General features: G+C 68.6%; 19 protein-coding genes and 3 tRNA genes. 8 read left to right on the top strand and 14 right to left on the bottom strand.

Annotated features, from left to right (window positions below):
- The first annotated feature begins 16 nt into the window (after positions 1-16).
- Together ABD481_RS12715 and ABD481_RS12710 are read left to right on the top strand one after the other, a co-directional pair.
- Positions 17-574, top strand: a complete 558-nt coding sequence (locus ABD481_RS12715) for a DUF4262 domain-containing protein (RefSeq protein WP_344665811.1) — start codon at positions 17-19, stop codon at positions 572-574.
- A 950-nt stretch (positions 575-1,524) separates the two neighbouring features.
- Positions 1,525-2,067, top strand: coding sequence for an O-acetyl-ADP-ribose deacetylase (locus tag ABD481_RS12710; protein WP_344665810.1), 543 nt, complete (start codon positions 1,525-1,527; stop codon positions 2,065-2,067).
- Positions 2,068-2,118: 51 nt separating this feature from the next.
- Here the strand turns inward: ABD481_RS12710 and ABD481_RS12705 are convergent, their stop codons facing one another.
- Positions 2,119-3,285: a MalY/PatB family protein gene (locus ABD481_RS12705; protein ID WP_344665809.1), complete on the bottom strand. Its 1,167-nt coding sequence runs from the start codon at positions 3,283-3,285 to the stop codon at positions 2,119-2,121.
- 132 nt (positions 3,286-3,417) lie between these two features.
- Between ABD481_RS12705 and ABD481_RS12700 the strand changes: the two genes are divergently transcribed.
- The gene (locus tag ABD481_RS12700) at positions 3,418-3,996 is read left to right on the top strand and encodes a Rieske (2Fe-2S) protein (protein ID WP_344665808.1); all 579 of its coding nucleotides are present in this window, start codon (positions 3,418-3,420) and stop codon (positions 3,994-3,996) included.
- On the opposite strand, the gene ABD481_RS12695 is transcribed toward ABD481_RS12700, so the two are convergent.
- Positions 3,975-4,886: an LLM class flavin-dependent oxidoreductase gene (locus tag ABD481_RS12695; protein ID WP_344665807.1), complete on the bottom strand. Its 912-nt coding sequence runs from the start codon at positions 4,884-4,886 to the stop codon at positions 3,975-3,977. The genes ABD481_RS12700 and ABD481_RS12695 overlap by 22 nt on opposite strands.
- A 61-nt stretch (positions 4,887-4,947) precedes the next feature.
- Here ABD481_RS12695 and ABD481_RS12690 point away from each other — a divergent pair, with 61 nt between their 5' ends.
- A complete protein-coding gene (locus ABD481_RS12690; RefSeq protein ID WP_344665806.1) occupies positions 4,948-5,421 on the top strand; it encodes a MarR family winged helix-turn-helix transcriptional regulator in 474 nt (157 codons plus the stop codon).
- A 78-nt stretch (positions 5,422-5,499) separates the two neighbouring features.
- On the opposite strand, the gene ABD481_RS12685 is transcribed toward ABD481_RS12690, so the two are convergent.
- Positions 5,500-6,177: an endonuclease V gene (locus ABD481_RS12685; protein ID WP_344665805.1), complete on the bottom strand. Its 678-nt coding sequence runs from the start codon at positions 6,175-6,177 to the stop codon at positions 5,500-5,502.
- Between the two features lie 177 nt (positions 6,178-6,354).
- On the bottom strand, positions 6,355-8,355 hold the full coding sequence (gene thrS / locus ABD481_RS12680; protein ID WP_344665804.1) for a threonine--tRNA ligase: 2,001 nt from the start codon (positions 8,353-8,355) through the stop codon (positions 6,355-6,357).
- 338 nt (positions 8,356-8,693) lie between these two features.
- Between thrS and ABD481_RS12675 the strand changes: the two genes are divergently transcribed.
- On the top strand, positions 8,694-9,899 hold the full coding sequence (locus ABD481_RS12675; RefSeq protein WP_344665803.1) for a hypothetical protein: 1,206 nt from the start codon (positions 8,694-8,696) through the stop codon (positions 9,897-9,899).
- A gap of 196 nt (positions 9,900-10,095) precedes the next feature.
- On the top strand, positions 10,096-11,271 hold the full coding sequence (locus tag ABD481_RS12670) for an SPFH domain-containing protein (protein WP_344665802.1): 1,176 nt from the start codon (positions 10,096-10,098) through the stop codon (positions 11,269-11,271).
- On the opposite strand, the gene ABD481_RS12665 is transcribed toward ABD481_RS12670, so the two are convergent.
- Positions 11,260-12,069: a S1C family serine protease gene (locus ABD481_RS12665; protein WP_344665801.1), complete on the bottom strand. Its 810-nt coding sequence runs from the start codon at positions 12,067-12,069 to the stop codon at positions 11,260-11,262. The genes ABD481_RS12670 and ABD481_RS12665 overlap by 12 nt on opposite strands.
- A 111-nt stretch (positions 12,070-12,180) precedes the next feature.
- Between ABD481_RS12665 and ABD481_RS12660 the strand changes: the two genes are divergently transcribed.
- Together ABD481_RS12660 and ABD481_RS12655 are read left to right on the top strand one after the other, a co-directional pair.
- Positions 12,181-13,341: an acyl-CoA dehydrogenase family protein gene (locus tag ABD481_RS12660; RefSeq protein ID WP_344665800.1), complete on the top strand. Its 1,161-nt coding sequence runs from the start codon at positions 12,181-12,183 to the stop codon at positions 13,339-13,341.
- A gap of 172 nt (positions 13,342-13,513) precedes the next feature.
- Positions 13,514-14,218, top strand: a complete 705-nt coding sequence (locus tag ABD481_RS12655; RefSeq protein WP_344665799.1) for a hypothetical protein — start codon at positions 13,514-13,516, stop codon at positions 14,216-14,218.
- Here the strand turns inward: ABD481_RS12655 and ABD481_RS12650 are convergent.
- The 9 genes from ABD481_RS12650 to ABD481_RS12610 form a co-directional block, all read right to left on the bottom strand.
- Complete coding sequence (locus ABD481_RS12650) at positions 14,196-15,260, bottom strand: glycoside hydrolase family 18 protein (RefSeq protein WP_344665798.1); 1,065 nt, start codon at positions 15,258-15,260, stop codon at positions 14,196-14,198. The genes ABD481_RS12655 and ABD481_RS12650 overlap by 23 nt on opposite strands.
- A 186-nt stretch (positions 15,261-15,446) precedes the next feature.
- Entirely contained in the window at positions 15,447-16,007 is a 561-nt protein-coding gene (locus ABD481_RS12645) for a hypothetical protein (RefSeq protein WP_344665797.1), read from the bottom strand.
- A 153-nt stretch (positions 16,008-16,160) separates the two neighbouring features.
- A complete protein-coding gene (locus ABD481_RS12640) occupies positions 16,161-17,525 on the bottom strand; it encodes an MDR family MFS transporter (protein WP_344665796.1) in 1,365 nt (454 codons plus the stop codon).
- 246 nt (positions 17,526-17,771) lie between these two features.
- Positions 17,772-18,284 (bottom strand): RICIN domain-containing protein, encoded by a 513-nt coding sequence (locus ABD481_RS12635; protein WP_344665795.1) that lies wholly within the window; start codon positions 18,282-18,284, stop codon positions 17,772-17,774.
- A 322-nt stretch (positions 18,285-18,606) separates the two neighbouring features.
- On the bottom strand, positions 18,607-19,122 hold the full coding sequence (locus ABD481_RS12630) for a hypothetical protein (RefSeq protein WP_344665794.1): 516 nt from the start codon (positions 19,120-19,122) through the stop codon (positions 18,607-18,609).
- Positions 19,119-19,355 carry a hypothetical protein gene (locus ABD481_RS12625; protein WP_344665793.1) on the bottom strand — a complete coding sequence of 79 codons (237 nt, stop codon included), beginning with the start codon at positions 19,353-19,355 and terminating at the stop codon, positions 19,119-19,121. Before ABD481_RS12625 ends, ABD481_RS12630 begins: the two co-directional genes overlap by 4 nt.
- A 1,067-nt stretch (positions 19,356-20,422) precedes the next feature.
- Positions 20,423-20,494, bottom strand: a tRNA-Val gene (locus ABD481_RS12620).
- Positions 20,495-20,534: 40 nt separating this feature from the next.
- A tRNA-Cys gene (locus tag ABD481_RS12615) sits at positions 20,535-20,605 on the bottom strand.
- A 52-nt stretch (positions 20,606-20,657) separates the two neighbouring features.
- A tRNA-Gly gene (locus ABD481_RS12610) sits at positions 20,658-20,730 on the bottom strand.
- Between the last annotated feature and the right edge of the window lie 211 nt (positions 20,731-20,941).

Below are 20,941 nucleotides of genomic sequence, written 5' to 3'. Positions count from 1 at the left end.
CGGTAGCCTTCAGGATGTGGACACAGAACCGGTTCCCTGCCGCTGCATAGTGTGTAAGGACTCCGCCAACGAGGCCGCATGGGACCCCCGCGACCGCGAAATAGCGCGCAACGTCCAACACCACGGCTGGCACACCATGGGCGTCACCGGCAACGACACACCCGACTGGGCCTACACCATCGGCCTCTGGCACACCACCGGCGGCCCCGACATCTGCATCACCGGCCTCCCGGTAGAGAACGCCATGCACCTGGTCACCGGCATAGCCCTCCAAGTCACCCACGACAACCGCCCCCTGGCCCCCGAAAAACGCCGCAAAGGCGTCATAGCCAACTACGACATAGCCACCCGCGTAGTCCACCCCAGCTGGTACCCCGCCATGTTCGGCGCCGGCATGGACTTCATCCGCACCCCACCCTGGCCCCTCCTCCAAGCCTTCTGGCCCGACCGCCAAGGCCTCTTCCCCTGGCAAGAAAACGCCGACCCCGACCAACGCGACAAACAACCCTTCCTCTGGCTCGACCGAAACGAGCACCCGGACAGCGCCTGGGTCGCATCGTCGCTGAGTTTGTAGCGGGGTTTGGACTGTTGACGACGGGAGCAGCGCGCGCCGAGCCAGTGGGCTTCGATCAGGACACTGCCAGTACTGCCTGCGCTGCCTGCACTGCCTGCACTGCCTGCGCTGCCCGCGCTGCCGGCTGAGCTGGGCCTCCCCGGCCTGGCCCTCACCGACCTGAGCTCCGCCAAGCCGAGCCGAACTTCGCCAGGCCGAGCGCCGAGCCAACCATCACAGTGCCGAGATTCCCCGAGTTCGCCGGCCTCAACTCAGCTCAGCCGGGCTCCACCCTGCTGGACTCAACTCGGCTCGGCCGCACTCAGCTCAGCTCTACTTGGCTCCACCCACCTCGGCTCGGCCCGCACTCGACTCGGCTTGACTCGGCAGGGCTCTGTACTCGGCTTCTCCCGCTCGGCTTGCCCCCGCTCGGTTTCTCCCGCTCGGCTTGGTGCCGCTCGACTTGCCCCCGCTGGGCTTGTCCCCGCTGGGCTTGGTCCCGCTCGGTTTCTCCCCCTCGACTTGGTGCCGCTCGACTTGTCCCCGCTCGACTTGCTCCCGCTCAGCCTGGTTCCGCTCGGCCTGGTTCCGCTCGGCCTGGTTCCGCTCGGCCTGGTTCCGCTCGGCCTGGTTCCGCTCGGCCTGGTTCCGCTCGGCCTGGTTCCGCTCGACTTGGTCCCGCTCGGCTTCTCCCGCTCGACTCGGCAGGACTGGGCTGCACTCGGTTCGGCTGGGCTGCACTCGGTTCGGCTGGGCTCTGCGCCGCCCGGTTTGGCCCGGTGGCTCACCTGAGCCTCGCTGAAGCTGAATCGAGCTGGTGGACCAGCTCTGAAGCTAGGTCGTTCTCAGCTCCGTGGGCTTCGTCAAGTCGGGCGTTCTGGGCTCGGCATAGCGTTACCGAGCTGGCCGAACTGGCCCAGTCGAACACTTACTCGCTTGCGGCGCCCCCAGAGCCCTGAAACCATCCCCACATGCCTGCGCCGTGCCACCGCACCCCCAGCATCAAAATGGTCCGCGGAGACATCACCGAGCAGAGCGTTGATGCGATCGTAAACGCGGCGAATTCCTCTCTCCTCGGCGGTGGGGGCGTCGACGGTGCCATCCATCGCAAGGGCGGCTCCGCCGTCCTGGCCGAGTGCCGGGCTCTCCGGGCCGCGCACTATGGCCGCGGGCTGCCCACCGGCCAGGCTGTCGCCACCACCGCCGGCCGCCTGCCGGCGCGTTGGGTCATCCACACCGTCGGCCCCGTTCACTCCCGCACCGAGGACCGCTCGACCCTTCTCGCCGCGTGTCACACCAACTCGCTGCGCGTCGCCGACTCGCTCGGGGCGGCCACCGTTGCTTTTCCAGCCATCTCCACCGGCATCTTCCATTGGCCGATCACCGACGCGGCCCCGATCGCCATCGCCGCGGTCCTGGACACTCCGACCAGCGTCCAGGAGGTGAGATTCGTCCTCTTCGACGATGCCGCCTACGAGGTCTTCACTCAGACCTGGCGCGAGTGGAAACAGTGAGCGGAAGCTGTCGCCGCGCTGTCCTGCCGGGCTGGCGACCAGCGATTCGCGTCAGTTTCGTCCCACGGCTGCGCCCATCCGCTCCAGCGCCTCCGTCAGGATCTGTGGTGAGGTCGCGATGTTGATGCGCACTCGTCCTTCACCACCGGTCCCGAACGGGATGCCGGAGTTCACCGCCACGTGGCCACGCTCAAGAAACACCTCCGCAGGATCGTCCAGCAGGTTCAGCGCACGGCAGTCCAGCCATTGAAGGTACGTACCCGGCCCCGGCTGCCAGGTGACGCCGGGCAGGTGCGCGGCCAACAGGTCGGCGAGCAGAGCGCGGTTGGCGTCCAGGCCCGCGAGCAGGGCGTCGAGCCAGGGGCCGCCGTCACGCAGGGCCGCGACGTGGGCGATCACCCCGAGGTGGCTGGGCCCATGGCCGACTTCCTCGGGCATGCGGGCCAGCTCGGCGGCGGACGCCGGCCCGGCCAGCGCGAGGGCCGCTTTCAGTCCGGCCAGGTTCCAGCCCTTGGACGCGGACATCAGCGACAACCCGTCCTCGGCGCCGGGGACGCTCAGGTACGGCGTGAAGCGCGCCCACGAGGCGACCAGCGGAGCGTGGATCTCGTCCGCGACCACACGCATCCCGTACTCCGCCGACAGACCCGCGACCCGTTCCAGCTCCTGCGGAGTATGGACGACGCCGGTCGGATTCTGCGGATTGCACAGCAGGTACGCACCTCGGCGGCCCTGCTCGGCCAAGCCCTGGAACGCCCCTTCCAAGGCGTCGAAGTCGATACGGCCATCGGCTCCCAGCGGCGCCTCCACGACCTCCCGGTCCATATGACCGACGAAGTCGTAGAACGGCGGATACACCGGGCTGTTCACCACCACCGGAGCACCCGGCCCGGTGACCAGCTTCAGCATCTCCACCACGCCCAGCATCACGTCCGGCACGATGGCGGACCGTTCCGGTGTCACACCGTCCCAGCCCCATCGCTTCTGGGCGAACTCGCCCAGGGCCAGCGCGTAGGCGTCACCGATCGGGTAGCCGGTGTCGCCCCGGCGGACCGCCGCGGCCAGCGCCTCGGCGACCGGCTCCGGCGTGGGCACGTCCATCTCGGCGACCCACAGCGGCAGTACGTCGTCAGGGTACGTGCGCCACTTCATGCTGGTGCGGGTGCGAAGCTCAGCGAGGGTCAGGCGGGTCAGCGGATTTTCGACGCGAAGCTGCATATGTCACACAGTAAACGCCACTCGCCCGTTGAACCGAGGCCTCACGAGCCACGTATAGCTCAGGACGAACCGCGCGTTCGGCTATTGAGTTGTCACGGTTCTACTGGTTCCTCACCTCTTTGGATGCGAAAGATGACAATCGAAGACCAGTTCACTCCTTCCGACCTCACCGGCTGCGGCGGTGGCGCCACCCGGCGCCACGCCCTCGTCGGCCTGGCGGCCGCGGCCGGCGCGCTCTGCGCGGGTTGCAGCTCCAGCAGCAGCAACGGCAGTTCCGGTGCCCCGTCCACGAGTCAGCCGGCTGCCGGCGCTGGTTCCAGCACCTCCTCGTCCTCCTCTCCTGCTTCGTCCGACTCCACGTCGGGCAGCGCCGCCATGAGCAGCGGCTCGACGTCCAGCAGTGGCGCCGCCGGGTCGGGCGGCACCGTCCTCGCCCCGGTCGCTTCCGTCCCGGTCGGCGGCGGCAAAATCCTGTCCGACAAGCAGATCGTCCTCACCCAACCGACCGCCGGCGACATCAAAGCCTTCAGCGCGGTGTGCACCCATCAGGGCTGCACGGTCGGCAGCGTCGACAACTCCCTGATCACCTGCCCCTGCCACGGCAGTCAGTACAAGATCACCGACGGCTCCGTGGTCACCGGCCCGGCAGCCCGTGCCCTGGCTCCGCACCAGGTCAAGGTCGAGAACGGTCAGGTGTTGCTGATCTCGTAGGCCGGTTGCACCACCTCCCTCAATAGCCATGTCATCCCGTCCGGCCGGTACTGGCGGCGCGACCCGACCACGACGTGCCGCACGCCGACGGCGGTCAGTTCCGCGATCGCCGCCCGGGCCTGCGCCACACCGTCGTCGGCGACGATGACCTGCACCGAACGCGTGACGTCCGACGGGTCCCGACCGGCTGCCTCACAGAGCCGGTCGAGGATCCGCGACCGTTCGGCGATCTCCGCGACCGTGTTGTGCGGCGGCCCCGGTATGTTCCAGACGTCCGCGTGCTCGGCGACCACACGCAGGGCCCGTTCGCCCCAGGCCCCGATCAGCAACGGCGGACCCGCCGGCTGCCGCGGTTTGGGGGCGTTCCGATTGCCCACCAGGGTCGTGAACGGACCCTGATAGTCGAACTCCTCCTCGGTCCACATCTTCCGTAATATCCGCACAGTCTCATCCAGACGTGTTATCCCCTCGCTCGGGCTGATCAGCGGTATCCCGTAGGCCGCGAACTCCGCGACCGCCGGGTTCTCCCCGGCCACCCCGCCGGCCCCCGGCGGCTGAACCGTCCCGCCGACGCCGAGGCCCATCACCAGTCGACCGCCCGATATCACGTCCACCGTGGACGCCATCTTGCCCAGCAGCGCCGGGTGTCGCAGACGGTTGCTCGTCACCAGCAGGCCAAGGCGCAACCGCGAGGTCTGCGCCGCCAGTGCGCTGAGCGTCGTCCACCCCTCCAGGACGTCCCCGCCGCGATCGCCCGCCAGCGGCAGCAGATGGTCCCAGAGCCAGGCATCGGCTATCTCCGTCATTTCGTCAGCCTGTTGCCACACCCGGCGCACGTCCTCGTAGGACACGTGCATCAGGCTGGTTTTCAGGCCGATCCTCAACTCCATATCGTCACTGTAGCAAATCGTCAGGGCTGCTGACAATCAGGCTGCGGGTAGACTAACCCGTATGGCCGACCTTCTCAACGCGCGACTCGGCTACCTGCTGAAACACGCGCAGCTGAACTTCGCCGCCTCCGGGGCGCGTGCGCTGGAGCCGCTGGGGATCACCGGGCGGGAGCTCGCCGTGCTGGTCGTCCTCGACGCCGCCGAACCGCTGTCCCAACAGGACGCCGCCCGCGAGCTCGGCGTGGACCGCACCACCATGGTCGCCCTGGTCGACGACCTGGAGGCCAAGGACCTGGTCGAGCGCCACCGCAGCCCCGAAGACCGCCGCAAGAACATCGTGGGCCTGACCGCCCATGGCAAGAAGACGCTCGCCGAGGGCGAGCGCCTTCACAAGGAGACCGAGAGTGCCTTCCTGGCCGAGCTCAGTCCCATCGAGAACGAGCTGTTTCTCCGCATCCTGAAGAAGCTGGCCGCCGACTCCGAACTCGAAGCCGACGGCCCTCTCACAACGGATTCCGACGCGGAAGACGCCTAGGCGCATAGCCACCTGGCCGAACAGACGAACAGACAAACAAGACCGATAAGACGAACAACCGGCGCGCGAACAGCGCGCCTAGCCCTCGGCCCCGCCCAACGCCCGCCGCGAAAGCTGGTCCGCCAGCCGCGTCGTCTCCGGCAACCGGTACTTGGGAGCCAGCCTCAACGCGAGCCGAGTCGCGTCCTCCACCGTCACAAGGTGCCCCGGCGAGACAAAAATCGGCTTCGTCGCATACTGCGTCCGCAGCGCCGCCCCCACGACCGCCCCGTCGTGCACCAGCTCCGAGGCCTCCCCGCGCCGATCTCCGGGCTCGGCGAACTGGCCCACAAAGGCCGTCTTCGCCACGCCCAACGTCGGCTTCCCGGACAGCACACCCAGGTGGCACGCCAGCCCGAACCGCCGCGGATGCGCGATGCCATAGCCGTCGCACACCAGGACATCCGGCTCCACCGTGAGCTCGGCCAACGCGGCGATCAGCGCCGGCAGCTCCCGAAAGGCCAGCAGCCCGGGAACGTACGGAAACTCGACATCCATCACGGCCGTCGCCATGTCCTCGACGGCCAGCGTGTCAGCGTCCAACACCACCACCGCCCCCGCCACTCGCGAAGAATCGACGGCGTAAGCGACATCCAGTCCGGCGATGTAGCGGTGCGGCCCCAAAGGCACCGACACGTCCACCGCTCCGGCCAGCCGCCCCTGCTCCGCCTCGGCCTCAGGCGCCGAGCGCGGCCACGTCTCATGTGTGATCAGCACTGCAATCCCCCTGATTCCCCCTTCGCACCCGACCGGCGGACCGGCGGACCGGGACCATCCCCGACCCGCCACTCCGCCGACCGAGCACACTGATCACGGTGCGCCCGACAGCAATCGCCCGACCACCGGGGCGCACCGACAGCAATCACCCGACCAGCACGGCACACCCGACCGCGATCAGACGCGCTCCCGCACCGCCTTCACGATCTCGGCGACCGCCTCGTCGACCGGCACCCCGTTGTTCTGCTCCCCGCTCCGGTACCGGAACGAAACCGCGTCCTTGGCCACATCGTCGTCGCCGGCCAGCAGCATGAACGGGATCTTCTGCTTCTGCGTGTTGCGGATCTTCTTCTGCATCCGGTCGTCAGAGGCGTCGACCTCGACCCGGATCCCCTCGGCCCGCAGCTTGGCCGCCACCTGGTCCAGGTACGGCACGTGCGCGTCGGTGATCGGGATCCCCACCACCTGCACCGGCGCCAGCCACGCCGGGAACGCCCCCGCGTAGTGCTCGGTCAGCACACCGAAGAACCGCTCGATGGAGCCGAACAGCGCCCGGTGGATCATGATCGGTCGCTGCCGCGACCCGTCGGCGGCCTGGTACTCCAGGTCGAAGCGCTGCGGCAGCTGGAAGTCCAGCTGGATGGTCGACATCTGCCAGGTCCGCCCAATGGCGTCCCGCGCCTGCACCGAGATCTTCGGCCCGTAGAACGCCGCGCCGCCCGGGTCCATGACCAGTTCGAGCGCCTCGCCCTCGGCGACCTCGCGCAGCGTCTCGGTGGCCAGCTCCCACTCCTCGTCGGTGCCGACGTACTTCTCCGGGTCCTTCGTGGACAGCTCCAGGTAGAAGTCGTTCAGACCGTAGTCCCGCAGCAGGTCCAGGACGAACCGCAGCAGGCTGATCAGCTCGTCGCGCATCTGCTCGCGAGTGCAGTAGATGTGCGCGTCGTCCTGCGTCAGGCCCCGGACCCGGGTCAGGCCGTGCACCACGCCCGACTTCTCATACCGGTAGACGGTGCCGAACTCGAACAGCCGCAGCGGCAGGTCGCGGTAGGACTTGCCGCGGGCCTTGTAGACCAGGTTGTGCATCGGGCAGTTCATCGGCTTCAGGTAGTACTCCTGCTTGCCGTGGCCCTCGTCCAGCACCATGGGCGGGAACATCCCGTCCTTGTACCAGTCGAGGTGGCCCGAGATCTCGTACAGGTGGCCCTTGGTGATGTGCGGGGTGTTGACGAACTCGTACCCCGCCTCCTCGTGGCGCTTGCGCGAGTAGTCCTCCATCACCCGGCGAATGGTGCCGCCCTTGGGGTGGAACACCGGCAGGCCGCTGCCGAGCTCGTCCGGGAACGAGAACAGGTCCAGCTCCGCGCCGATCTTGCGGTGGTCGCGCTTCTCGGCCTCGGCCAGGAACTCCAGATGCGCCTTGAGCGCGTCGCGGGACTCCCAGGCGGTGCCGTAGATGCGCTGGAGCTGCGGGTTCTTCTCGCTGCCCCGCCAGTAGGCGGCGGCGGAGCGCATCAGCTTGAAGGCCGGAATGTACCGAGTGTTCGGCACGTGCGGGCCGCGGCACAGGTCCTTCCAGCACAGATCGCCGGTCTTGGCATCCAGGTTGTCGTAGATGGTCAGCTCGCCGGCGCCAACCTCGACGTCCACGCCTTCACCGGCGTCGTCGGAGGAGGCCTTGCCCTTCAGGCCGATGAGCTCCAGCTTGTAGGGCTCGGCGGCGAGCTCCTCGCGCGCGGCGTCGTCCGTGACCGGGCGGCGGGCGAACAGCTGGCCCTGCTTGACGATCGCCTGCATCCGGTTCTCGAGCGCCTTCAGGTCCTCCGGCGTGAACGGCCGGTCGACGTCGAAGTCGTAGTAGAAGCCGTTGCGGATCGGCGGCCCGATGCCCAGCTTGGCCTCCGGGAAGGCCTGCTGCACGGCCTGCGCCAGCACGTGCGCGGTCGAGTGGCGGATGATCGCGCGGCCGTCCTCGGAGTCGGCGGCCACCGCCTCCACCACGTCGCCGGCCTTGGCCAGGGTGGCCAGGTCCACCAGGCGCTCACCGGCGCCGTCGATCAGGCGGGCGGCCACCACGGAGCGATCCCCGGCGAACAGGTCGGCCAGCGTCGTGCCCACCGTGACCGTCCGCTCGTCCCGGCTTTGGCCGTCGGCGATCGTCACTGCGAAGTCGGACACGGGGCTCTCCTTCAACGGGGTTCAACTGGGCTGCGAAAGAAAACTCTACCGATCGCGAAGGACACCGCGCTCCACGCCGGCTGACGGCGATCGATCCCGCTCGCGGTCACCGCTCCCGCACGAGGAGCCTGGTATTCACCGGCTGATCCCCGCCAGTCCATCGCCAGCCTTGTTGGACCGACATTTCACAGAGCGTTGCCTGCTGTTTACTCTGGCTCCCTACGGTGGCTGCCGTGGGGGTAGATATAAGGGGACGGAAGACACCGAACAAGCTACGCCTGTGGAGCGCTGCGGTCTTAGCGCTGGCGGCGGCCTCATTGGCCACGGGGACACTGGCGGTGACAGATACCCAGCAGGGGGTGAACCGGGTCGGCCGCGAGACCGCGCCCCAGGCGCAGGCCGCCTCAGACCTCTACTTCGCGCTGAGCGACCTGGACTCGCAGACCGCCCGCCGAATACTGGCGATCGGCGACGACAACCTGGCCACCGCCGAGAGCGATGCCCAGGCCACCATCACGCGCCGGGTCGCCGAGATCGACACCGACCTGCGCCAGGCGATCGGCGGCACCACGGACCCCGCGGTCCAGGCTCAGTTCCAAGGGATGCTCGACAAGGTCGCGCTCTACCACGACATGTCCGCCACAGCCATCTCCCAGGACGAGCTGTCCCAGTCGGCTTCCAAGGGCCATCCGGACCCCGTCGCGCTGTCGTTCTACAGCCAGGCGACCGACGTCATGCACTTCGATCTGCTGCCCGTCGCGGCGCAGCTGCGTGACACCTACGCCGACCAGCTGCATTCCTCGGCCAAGCACCAGAACCAGGCCTGGACCATCGACACCGTCCTGGTGCTCGTCACCGGTCTACCGCTGCTCGCGGCGCTGGTCGGCTTCCAGATGCTGCTGACCCGCCGGTTCCGGCGGAATCTGAACCCGTTCCTGGCGGTCGCCACGGTGGCCACCGTGGTGTTCCTCGGCACCGGCCTGGCCATGACCTCGCAGCAGACCGACCGGGTGCAGAACGCCGTCGACCATCACATGACGCCCTACCTCGGGATCCAGCAGGCCCGGGCCGTCACCTTCGACGCGGTCGGGTCGATGGTGCGCTACGCGGTCGCCCCGAACTTCGGCTATGACCACGGCTACGCCGCCGACCTCGTCGCGCTCAACGGCGGCGCGGGGAAGCCCGGGCTGCTGAGCACCGGACTGAACGGCACCGACGGCACTCTGTCCACCCGCGCCGGCAGCGATTGGGCAGCCGTCCAGAGCGACGTGGGTAAACTCAAGAGTGAGGTCGACGGCGGCGACGTGGACGCCGCGCTCACCGAGGCCACCGGTATCGCGGGTGGCCAGCTGGGCCAGGACTTCTACGCCCTCGACACCCATCTCGGCCAGGCTGCCGACGCACAGCGCAGCGCCTTCGAGGCCACCATGGCCGACGCCCGCACCGGGGCGTCCGGCTGGGCCGCGGCGCCCACAGCGGTGTTCGTGGCGGTGATGGTCCTGACGGTGGCCGGTGTGTGGCGGCGACTGGCCGAGTATCGGTAGGCCGTCTACCTGGGTCTTCCATCTGGACCCATCGGATTTTGATCTGATCTGTCCGGTTTCGATCCGGCCCCGGCGGGCACCAGGGGCGGGTCCGGATCCGAACCGGACACGTAAGACATTCGTATACTCGTAAAACAGGGTGCGAACGCCGGTCGGCGCCGCACCGACAGCGCGTCCTTTCCGGAAGGACCTCGCCATGATCACCGCGATCGTGAGCGCCATCATCGCCGCCGTGGCGGCCGGAGCAGCGGCCATGGGCGCGTCGCTGCGCACCGTCAAACAATACGAGCGGGGCATCGTCTTCCGCTTCGGCCGGGCGCTGGACAGCGTCCGCCAGCCTGGCTTGACCCGGATCATCCCCGTCGTCGACAAGCTGCGCACGGTCAACATGCAGGTCGTGACCATGCCGGTGCCGGCGCAGGAGGGGATCACCCGGGACAACGTCACAGTACGAGTGGACGCCGTGGTCTACTTCCGCGTCATCGACCCGGCCCGCGCACTCATCTATGTGCAGGACTACCAGTACGCCGTCTCGCTCGTCGCCCAGACCTCGCTGCGCTCGATCATCGGCAAGAGCCTGCTGGACGACCTGCTGTCGAACCGCGAGCCGCTCAACCAGGGCATGGAGCTGATGCTGGAGACCCCGGCGACCGGCTGGGGCGTCGAGATCGACCGGGTCGAGATCAAGGATGTGGCGCTGCCGGAGTCGATGAAGCGGTCGATGGCCCGCCAGGCCGAGGCCGACCGCGAGCGCCGTGCTCGCATCATCGTCGCCGACGGCGAGTTCCAGGCCGCCACCAAGCTGTCCGATGCCGCGCGGATCATGTCCCGCACGCCGTCGGCGCTGCAACTGCGGCTGCTGCAGACCATCGTGGAGGTCGCGGCCGAGAAGAACTCGACGCTCGTGCTGCCGTTCCCGGTCGAGCTTCTCCGTTTCCTCGAAAACGCCGGCGGGTCGACGGGGGCGGCGGTGGAAGCGGTGAGCAAGGCGGTGACCTCGCTGACGGGAGACTCGCAGAGCGAGGTGGAGAAGTCCTCGGAGAAGGTCGCGATCGAGGGCGGCGAGCAGCCTGAGCAGGCGGCCGGCTCCGATTCCGGGGCCGACTCCGATTCCGGGTCCAGCTCCGATTCCGGGGCCGAACCCGTGGTGGCGGCGGAACCGTCGCCCAGTTCGGGCATCACGCCGGAACCAGGCAGCGACCCCGCCACCGAACCCATGGCCGAGCCGGAGCTCCGCGAGGCCCCCGACCTGACCGAGGACGAGATCGCCGAGCTGGCCGCCGAACTGGTCGAGGGCTCGGTGGTGGAGACCTCCGCTGTGGAGAAGGCCGCCGCCGAGCACTCAGCCGGTCAGGCGCGGTCAGACTCCTGACAGCTCGGCCAGCACGACGGTCACGTCCACCAGCGCGCCGCGTCGGTGCAAGGTCATCGCGACCTGGGCTCCGGCGCGCCGCGCCAGCATTATGCGTTGCAGGTCCTGCGCTGTGTCTATCGGTCGGCCCTCGACACTCAGCAGCACGCCGCCGACCAAAACCCCAGCTCGCGCGGCAGGGCTGCCCGGCACCACCTCGGCCACTCCGAACCCGGTCCGGCGGTCCAGCCTGCGGCCGAGCGCCGAGGGCAGTGGCATCGTCGAGCCGCCTACGCCGAGCCAGGCCCGCCGCACCTTCCCGGCGCTGATCAGCTCGGACAGGATCAGCCGGGTGGTGGCGTTGACCTTCACCGCCTGGCCGAGGCCGACCCCGGCGACGGCGATGTTCACGCCGACCACCCAGCCGCAGTGGTCGGCCAGCGCCCCTCCGGAATTGCCTGGATTAAGCGCGGCATCGGTCTGGATCACGTCGTCGATCACCGACCGGCCGTGCTCGGTGCGGGTGGGCAGCGAGCGGCCCAGCGCGCTGACCACGCCCGCGGTCACCGAGCCGGCCAAGCCCAGCGGGTTCCCGACGGCGACCACCAGCTGGCCGACCCGCAGGGTGTCCGCGTCGCCGAGGGCCGCGGCCTGCACCCGGCCCGGCGGCATCCGCAGCACCGCCAGGTCGGAGAGCCGGTCGCGGCCGACGACGTCGAAACCGTACTCGTCGCCGTCCGAGGTCACCGCCAGGCCCGCGCTCACGCCTTCCACGACGTGCGCGCTGGTGGCCAGGAAGCCGTCCCCGGTGAAGGCCACGGCCGAACCGGCGCCCTCCCCCGGCGCGGACGCGCGACTTCGGCACCGCGCCGACCAAAAAACAAACAGACAGGATTGTTTTTGCATTCCCCGCCTGGCAGGCTGGCGGACATGAGCTTCGTGGAGCCCGAGGAGCGCGTGGCGCTCCGCCAGGCAGTGCGCGACCTGGCCAAGCGGTACGGACCGGATTACGTGCGGCGGCAGACCAAGGCCGGTGCGAAAAGCACCGAACTCTGGAACGAGGTCGGGCGGAACGGCTACCTGGGCGTCAGCCTGCCGGAGGAGTACGGCGGCGGGGGCGGCGGCATCGCGGACCTGGCCGCGGTCGGCGAGGAACTGGCCCGGGCGGGCTGCCCGCTGCTGCTGATCGTGGTGTCGCCGGCGATCTGCGGCACGATCATCTCCCGTTTCGGCACGACGGCCCAGAAGGAGAAGTGGCTCCCTGGCATCGCCGACGGGTCGTTCAAGATGGCCTTCGGCATCACCGAGCCGGACGCCGGCTCCAACTCCCACCGGATCACCACCGCGGTGCGCCGGGACGGGGACGAGTGGGTGCTCACGGGGCAGAAGGTGTTCATCTCCGGCGTCGACGAGTCGGACGCGGTGCTGGTCGTGGCCCGGACGAAGGACGCGGCCACCGGCAATCTGAAGCCGGCCCTCATGGTCGTGCCGACCGATGCGCCCGGTTTCAGCAAGACGTTGATCGAGATGGAGATAGACGGCCCCGAGAAGCAGTTCCAACTGTTCTTCGACGACGTCCGCCTGCCGGCCGACGCGTTGGTCGGCGACGAGGACGCCGGACTGCTCCAGCTGTTCGCAGGCCTGAATCCGGAGCGGATCATGGCCGCGGCGTTCGCCGTCGGCACCGCCGAGTACGCGCTGGACCGGGCAGCCGACTACGCCAAGACCCGGACGGTGTGGCGGGACAAGCCGATCGGCACCCACCAGGGCGTGGCCCATCCGCTGGCCCAGGCCGCGATCCATGTCGAGCTGGCCAAGGTGATGACCCAGAAGGCGGCCTGGCTCTACGACAGCGGCGACGACCTGGCGGCCGGCGAGGCGGCGAACATGGCGAAGTTCGCGTCCGCCGATGCCGCCGTGGAAGCGGTGGACCAAGCGATCCAGGCGCACGGCGGGAACGGCCTGACAACCGAGTACGGCCTCGCGCCGCTGCTGGCGGCGACGCGCGTGACGCGGATCGCGCCGGTGAGCCGGGAGATGATCCTCAACTACGTCGCCCAGCACACGTTGGGATTGCCGAAGTCATACTGAGGCACGGCGCGAAGGAGGGCCCGGGTTCCCGGGCCCTCCTTTTCGCTGCACCCCCACCCTCGAACATCAGCACGTTTTCTCGTAACAAAATGACAGAATCCTCCCATGGTCCTTGGATGTCCGTTTACAGTGGATTCGAGCACGAAAGTTCGAACCACCCAAGGAGGGGATCATGTCCGCCATCAGAAACCTGCCACATTCCCGCCTCGCTACGGACCGACCTCCCGTCGACCGGCCCGGCGGTTCGGGCCCGGAGCCGGATCCGGCCGTCGCCGGCCTGGCCGCCCGCATCGATCGGCTCGACGCCCTGATCTGGGATGCCGCCCGGGTCGGCGACGACCCGCAACTCGCCGTGGGCCGAGCGCGCGAGTATGCCGAAGGAGTGTTCGTCGGGTTGGTGCTGGGGGCGGGGTCCGGGACCCACCGGCTGAACTGCTCCGTTCCCACGCCCTCGGGCCCGGTCACCGCCGACGAGGACCTGCGCTTCGAAGTGGCCGACGACATCAGAACAGTCAGCCTGCCGGCCTCGGGAGCGGAGCGCGAGGTCTGCGAGCTGTTCGCGCTGGCCCACGTCAGCAGGTCCGAGGCGACCGCGATCCTGCGGACCCGGCCGCTCTCCGCAAACGCCGACTTCGGCGACACCTTCGGTCTGGGCAGTGGCTTCGGCCACGGCGGCCAGGGTGGCCACGGCTCCGCGTCCGAAGGCTACGTGGTCCGCGGCTGGCGCCTGGCGGCCAGCGAGACCGCTCCGATCGACGCCGCCGGCATGTTCGCGTTCTGCTGCTCCGAAGCCAGCAGCGGCGAACCTCTGCCCCTGGACCCCAACACCCGCTACGCCGACGCCCGAGCTCTGGTCACGCCGCCCCGGCCGGGTTGAGCCAGTCCTCGCGGTACGCGGCCCAGTCCGCGGGTGTGGCAGCGAACTCGACGTACATGGCCACGCCGAACGGCCGGGCCGGCGGACGGCCGCCGAGCGCCAGCCGCACGCCGGTCAGCGCCGCCGGCACCGTCTCGGCGGAGTCCGAATGCCCGGGATCGTCGGTGTGGAAGGCCGGCACGCCCATCAGCAGGTCGACGCCGGGTGGCACCGCTTGCAGCGCCACCTCCGTCTGCCGCTCGACATATCCCCGATAAGCCCACTCGGTCGGCAAGGAGGTGTCATACGCCATGACCGCGACCTGATCGCAGTTCTCGGCGACCCGCCGCAGATAGCTCTGTGACCACCACTTCGGATGCCCCGCGAGGAAGTCCCCCGGTACCCGCCAACCGGACACCGGCTCCACCTGCGGCACCGACACCGACAGCAGCGCGTGATGAGAGGAGGTGACGGCCCGCGCCGCCGCCACCACGTCGACGAAACCCGGGTCCCCGTCGGGCACCGGCTCGAAGTCGAAGTGGACCCCGTCGAAGCCGCGGTCCAACGCGGCACCCACCCCGGCGACGACCCGACCCCGGGTCGCGGCATCGTCCAGATGCAGACTCGCCCCGCCGACCACCTGGCCCAGCCAGGCCTGAACCCGCACGCCGGGCAGCTCCCGGTGCACCCGGTCCAGGAACCACCCCGCGTTCGGGCTCTTGCCCGGATCGAGCGACCCGTCCATGTCGAACGGCCCGTCATGCACGAACAGATCCTTGATACCTGAAGAACGAACCAACGCTGCCAGCCCTGCGAAATCCGCGTCAGTCTTGGCGTCCCGGCCGTTCCCGGCCGGCCATCCCACCCACGCGTGGCCGAGCCACAACGCGTCGTGCCCGGTACTCCGGGCCGCCGGCGACGGAGTCCCCGCGCCCTCGGCGTACAACGCGATCCCGATCCCGCCGACCGCTGTGACCAGGAGGGCGAGCAGCGCCACCAAGGAGGTCAGCGCCCGGCGCGGCCAGCGCGGCAGCCGCCGATACCAGGCCGCGAACCGCCGCAACGGATTCCGGCCCCGGCGCGGCCCCGCCTCCGTGTCCCCCGTATTCTCCGTGTCCCCCGCCTCAGGCTGTGGTGGCGGGTGCGTACCGTCCGTTTCCTGCTTCGGACCCGACCCGTCTCCGGCCGCGGCGTCATTTGCTTCCACAGCCCCTGCGGGACGGTCGGTATCACCTATCAAGAACTCGTCTCACCCCTGAAAATCTTCGACGGGCGAAAGCTCACTCGGAGTCGGCAGCCCGCCGATGACGTCGAAATAGCCCAGCACCGCGATCACCACGCCGACCAGCCCCACCAGCAGCCCGACTTGCGCCACTGGACGGGACCACCGTGCGTGCCGATCCGAGCGCCAGCCGGCGAGTGTCACAAAACCGATCAGCACCGCCGCCGCCGCGAATACACCTTGCCCCAGAAACCGCTCATGATTCATGGCGCGGAACACGGCGAACGGATCGTTCCGCCCCAGGTTCCCGCTCCGCTGCGAGAAAGTGTCCGTGACCTCGCGGTTCTGAGCCAGGATCTCCATCACGCTGGCACTGGTCAGACTGACCACCGACCCCACCAGAGCGAACAGGGCGCCGGCATCCACCCCCGGCAGGAACCGTGTCGCCAGTTCCCGCCGCCGCACCCGCCGTTCTTCGCGCAGTTCCTCCCCGTCCCGGGGATGCACATCGGCGTACTCGTCGTCACTGGACAGAACAAGCTCCATCACCGCGTCCTGCGGATCATCGAATGCAGCTTCGTCCACCATCGCCCCCAGGTCCCCGCCGCGGCACCCGAAGGCCGCAGACCGCGTCGGCGAGCCTAACGCAGCCCGCACCACGGCCGGAGCGGTTCTCCCGCTCTCGGCACGCCGGCCCTCGGTGCCCGATCCGGCAGCCCTCGGTACTCCATTCCGCCGGTATCAGCAGGGCTGCTCCGCCAGGACTTCCACCGACCCCACCACCGGACCACCACTGGCTGTCACCGCCGGCGCGTCCGAACTCGGCGACACGACCGCGGCGACCTTCTCGATCGCACTCAGGTCGGTCGTCAGCGCCAGCAGCCGTGTTTCCTCGGCGCGCAGGACGGCGATCCGGGGCACGGCCCGCTTGCCGATCAGCCACCAGGCGGGGACACCCGCGATGCCGAGCACCAAGCTGGCCCACGGCACGGCGGCGTTGCCGACATCGCTGAGGGCCCAGCCGCCGACGAGCGGCCCGACGACGCCGGCGATGCTCCATACCAGGGTGTTCATGCCCTGGTATCGGCCGCGGAGGTGGGTCGGTGCGAGGTTGGCACCCAGCGCCATCTGCGGAGGCGTCGTACCGATCTCGGCCATCGTCCAGACCACCACGGAGGCGGCATAGACACCCATCGGGTGGCCGATCACGGACACCAGGAGCGGCACCGCGAAGCCGATGCCCATGAGGAAGGAGGAAGTCGCCAGTACCGAGCCGTCGGAGAAGCGGCGCATCCAGGTGGTGAACGGGAGTTGGAGGACGCCGATCAGGATGCCGTTGAGCGCCGCCACGAGGCCGTAGGCACCGGGGCTCAGCCCGTCGTCGCCCATCATGATGGGCTGGACGGTCGCCGACTGGGAGTAGATGACCGCGCCGACCAGCACGGCGCCCAGGAAGCCGAGGAAGACACGATCGTGCAGGACGTCGGTCAGGCTGCCGGCCGCCGGTGCTTGATCGGCGGTGGCGCCGCCCGGGGCCGGCTCCGGGCGGGTCTCGGGCAGCTTGAAATAGACCACGACCACACAGGCCAGGTTCGCCGCCGCGTCGCCGAAGAACAGCAAGGTGTAGCTGTGCGCGGCGACGGCGCCCGCCGCGACCATGGCGATGGCGAATCCGAGGTTGATGGCCCAGTAGTTGAGGGAGTAGGCCCGCCCTCGGTCGTGGGCCGGGACGACGTCGGCGATCATCGCGCCGGTCGCCGGGCGGGTCGCATTGTTCGCCAGCCCGGCCAGGAAGGCCAGGATGGCGATCAGGGGCACCGAGTGGACGACTCCCAGCGCCACCAGCGTGGCGGCCGAGGCCACCAACGCGCCCAGCAACGTGGGCCGGCGGCCCACCCGGTCGGCCAGGACACCACCGATCACCGCCGAGACGGCAGCCCCCACCGCATTCAGTGCGGCGACGAAACCGGCGAAAGCCGCCGAATAACCTAATGAACGAGTCAGGTAATACGACAGGAACGGCGCGACGAAGGCCCCTGTCCGCACTACAAGGGTGCTTACCCACACCCACCAGAAGACGCGCGGCAAACCGCCGACGTCCAGCACGCGAAGCACACTCGCCCGCAACTCCCACCCCAGTCCGCGGCCCGCCGCGTCAGTCGCCGAAGGCGTGCGGTAACTACCGTAGCGCCGAGTGAGAGATTACCTATCACCTCTGACAAGCGCACCACCTTTTCAGCCCACAGGCCGCTACCCCAGGTGACCGGCCCACACCCAATCCCGTCCACCACGCACGAACGGGACTCCGGTCCCCGCAGGATCGGGGACCAGAGTCCTGCTTCACCGCGAGACTCAGGAACGCTCGTCCCACTTCTGGTAGTGGTCGTTCAGGTCGCAGGGAAAGACCCGCAGCAGAGTGCCGTTGCCCACGCTGGACGTGTTCAGGCACTCGTTGCTGGCGGCGTTCTGCCAGATCTTGTAGGGACCGTCCGTGTCGGTCGTCGACCAGAACACGCGCCACTGTTGCGCGAGCGGCGTCGGCGCCTGACAGGGCTCCATCTCGACCCGGGTCAGCGTCGCACTCTGCTCGGTGATGCACCATCCGGTGTTCTGGTCGGTGAAGGTGTAGGTACCGGTCTGGCTGTTGAACCCCTCAAGCCACCGCTGCTCGCTCCCGCCTCCGCACGTCCACATCTGGAGCACGAAGTTGTTCTCGGTCGCGTTGTCCAGGCAGTGACCCGAACCATGGATACCGATCTTCACGAAGCCGGTACTGGCCTGTGCCGGCGCACCGGTCACCACGGCCGCCGGCACCACAGCCGCAATCGCGGCAGCGAAAGCAGCGAACCTGCTACGAATCTTCATAATTTCACCCTTATCGCACTGAAGGCGTCGAAAGTCTTACTCGGACGACGCTCAGCTTGGCGGGACCACGGTCCGAATGTCGCGCCACGTTCCGCTGAGCGGAACAGCACCCGCGCCACCTGCGAAAGGCACCAGGCCGACGAGAAGGGAGCAAGTAAGAAGAACGACAGCACGGGCAGCGTCACCCGGCTCACGGCAGCACGCGACAATGCCGAAGCCGGTACCCGATGAATCGGATACCGGCCCTGAACTGGTGCCGTGACTTCCTCGACGGTGCCGTTCCCCAGGCTCGGCACAGCCCTGAGGAACGGCACGTGGATTCCTAGCCTCCTGCCAGGTTGCGGCGTCCGCGGCGCAGCATGGAGGCGCGGTGCAGGTCAGCGTTGATGGCGAACCAGGCGCGGTGCCACTCGTCCCAGTGGGCCTCGGCGCCGCATGCCTTGACGAACAGCTCCAGCAGCTCCAAACGGGGCATGCGGGTGCGGGTCATCACCCGGTGCAGTGTGGCGTGGGGCAGGGCCCGGACGGTGCCGGCTTTGCGTTCCAGGTGCTCGGCGCGGCGCTCCAGCATGCGGTAGCTGGGGTTGCTGGCCCACTTCCGCAGCGCCCACATGGCCTCGACAAGCTCTGGGACGCTGCGGGCGAGCAGCGGGCACGGTGGGAACTGGGCCCGAGCCCAGCCGACCTTGGGACCGGGCTGGTCCGCGGTGAACCGGGCCGGGCCGCTGCCGGGGATCGCCTGGCAGTCGTAGATGCGGCCGGAGGCCGGAGCGTGCAGCGCCTGGCGCAGCGCTTCGCCGCGGCCGGTGGAACGTCGGTATGCCAGCTTGTCGGTCACGCCTTCACCGCCTTGTACAGCCGACGCACGGCCTCGACGGTGACGGCGGCCGCGGCGGTGACGCCCGCGGTCGGGACACCGGCCACGGTCATGGTGACCACACCGGTCAGTACGACGCCGGTGAGCGCCACGGCCGTACCGGGTATCCGTACCGTGGCCGACGGGGAGTCGGCGGGCTCAGGCCCTGCCGCTGCCTGGGGTCCGGCCTGTTGGCCGGAGCTGATGGGGAACATCGCTGTGTTCTTCCTTCGGTCTGGGCAGGGAGGGCAGGTTCGCCCTCCCGGCCGGTTACTCATCCCTTGCGGTCGGCGCGGTGGTCTAGAGCCGCACCTAACGGGTGAAGTGGCGTGAAACATCTCCGAGTTGCCGCCCAGAGTGTCCAGCCACCCCCGCATAGAGTCATGATGAGGCAACATGCTGTGAACGCGTACTGATTCGCGAATAAAACCTGTCCCACTTTTGTGCGGAACGCGCCCAATGCACGTGCAGATGCGATCTCAACGATCCGGCACCCGGTGGTTTGCCGGTACGGACCACCGGGTAACTTCATCCGTGGATATCGCGCCCAGTCGCGCTCGTCCGTTGCGGAGCTTGCCTCTTGGTCTAGGAGAGCACCACAACCCGATCGCCCCGTTGCCGCGGGACGCCGGAACCTCGCGCCGGTTCGGTAAAGCACCCGCAAGGGAGCCGACGCCGAACCGGCGTCGCCTCTCCGCCGACGGGAGAGGATCCTCTCCCTGCGATCCGCCCCAGACTCTGAGTCGCCGAGTGATCGCGCGCAGTCGCCGTGTAGGCAGCATGACACAGACCTCTGACGAAGCCCACAGCCGATAGCCTCCCGCCCCTGGCATGCGCCGCCAGCGGCCAGAACATCGCGGCATCGACCTCGCCTCCGCCGAGGCCAGGAGGCTCAGGGCGGATCGAGTGCCCCAATGTAGGGCACCGCCCATGGCACCCCAATCAGAAGCTGTCGGCCTTGAACAGGCACCCGCTCGTTGTCATTAGGGTTTGGCGCTGGCTGAGACGCGTGACGCGGAGGCAGCAGCGCGGCGGCGCAACAGCGCGATCTTGATCGACGCTACATATGTTCTAACTGGGCAGTTGACAGCCGCGGGCTCGCGCTTGAGGAAGACAGCCCCGCCCCTTGATTTTCTCCGCGTGTCGCCGCAAGAAGCCGCTCAGTCCAAGGCCGGAAAAGTCAGGAAAGTTGCTTGCACAGATTGCGCCCCGGCTTCCCGCCGCAAAGCTTCGACCAGCAAAAAGGACCCGAACCATACCCGGTCCGGGCCCTTCCGTTATGTGGGCGATACTGGGATTGAACCAGTGACCTCTTCCGTGTCAGGGAAGCGCTCTCCCGCTGAGCTAATCGCCCGTGCCTTTATTACGTTGTCCTGCTGCCTAGCTGTCCTGCGAGGTGGTGACGGGATTTGAACCCGTGTAGACGGCTTTGCAGGCCGTTGCCTCGCCTCTCGGCCACACCACCGTGGGAGCCCGATCAGGCGCCGTGCAACTTACCCGACCAGCCCTACCGTCCGAGCGGATGACGAGACTCGAACTCGCGACCCTCACCTTGGCAAGGTGATGCTCTACCAACTGAGCCACATCCGCGTGTGCTTCCGGGGCTTCTTGCGGCGCCCCCTGGCGACACCATGAACTGTAGCGGATCCGGGCGGGGATCCAAAAACCATTGCCCTCAGGGGTCACAGGGTGGGGTTGAAAACGGGTTGAATGGGGGCAGAACGGTGGTCATGATTGCGCTCGGCTGCCGGGTGGTCACCGTGGGACGCCATTCATTCGAGTGGTTCGGCGGTGGCGGCGG

The organism is Catenulispora yoronensis (assembly GCF_039531695.1).
In the GTDB taxonomy this organism is placed as follows: Bacteria; Actinomycetota; Actinomycetes; order Streptomycetales; family Catenulisporaceae; genus Catenulispora; species Catenulispora yoronensis.
Note: the sequence above shows the minus strand (reverse complement) of the source record. Positions and strands in the feature narration are given on the sequence as shown.

Coding starts and splice junctions, on each gene's coding strand:
- ABD481_RS12660 (WP_344665800.1), top strand. CDS start 12,181: ATGAGCTTCGTGGAGCCCGAGGAGCGCGTGGCGCTCCGCCAGGCAGTG.
- ABD481_RS12695 (WP_344665807.1), bottom strand. CDS start 4,886: ATGGAGTTGAGGATCGGCCTGAAAACCAGCCTGATGCACGTGTCCTAC.
- ABD481_RS12700 (WP_344665808.1), top strand. CDS start 3,418: ATGACAATCGAAGACCAGTTCACTCCTTCCGACCTCACCGGCTGCGGC.
- ABD481_RS12635 (WP_344665795.1), bottom strand. CDS start 18,284: ATGAAGATTCGTAGCAGGTTCGCTGCTTTCGCTGCCGCGATTGCGGCT.
- ABD481_RS12710 (WP_344665810.1), top strand. CDS start 1,525: ATGCCTGCGCCGTGCCACCGCACCCCCAGCATCAAAATGGTCCGCGGA.
- ABD481_RS12625 (WP_344665793.1), bottom strand. CDS start 19,355: ATGTTCCCCATCAGCTCCGGCCAACAGGCCGGACCCCAGGCAGCGGCA.
- ABD481_RS12670 (WP_344665802.1), top strand. CDS start 10,096: ATGATCACCGCGATCGTGAGCGCCATCATCGCCGCCGTGGCGGCCGGA.
- ABD481_RS12655 (WP_344665799.1), top strand. CDS start 13,514: ATGTCCGCCATCAGAAACCTGCCACATTCCCGCCTCGCTACGGACCGA.
- ABD481_RS12645 (WP_344665797.1), bottom strand. CDS start 16,007: ATGGTGGACGAAGCTGCATTCGATGATCCGCAGGACGCGGTGATGGAG.
- ABD481_RS12705 (WP_344665809.1), bottom strand. CDS start 3,285: ATGCAGCTTCGCGTCGAAAATCCGCTGACCCGCCTGACCCTCGCTGAG.
- ABD481_RS12690 (WP_344665806.1), top strand. CDS start 4,948: ATGGCCGACCTTCTCAACGCGCGACTCGGCTACCTGCTGAAACACGCG.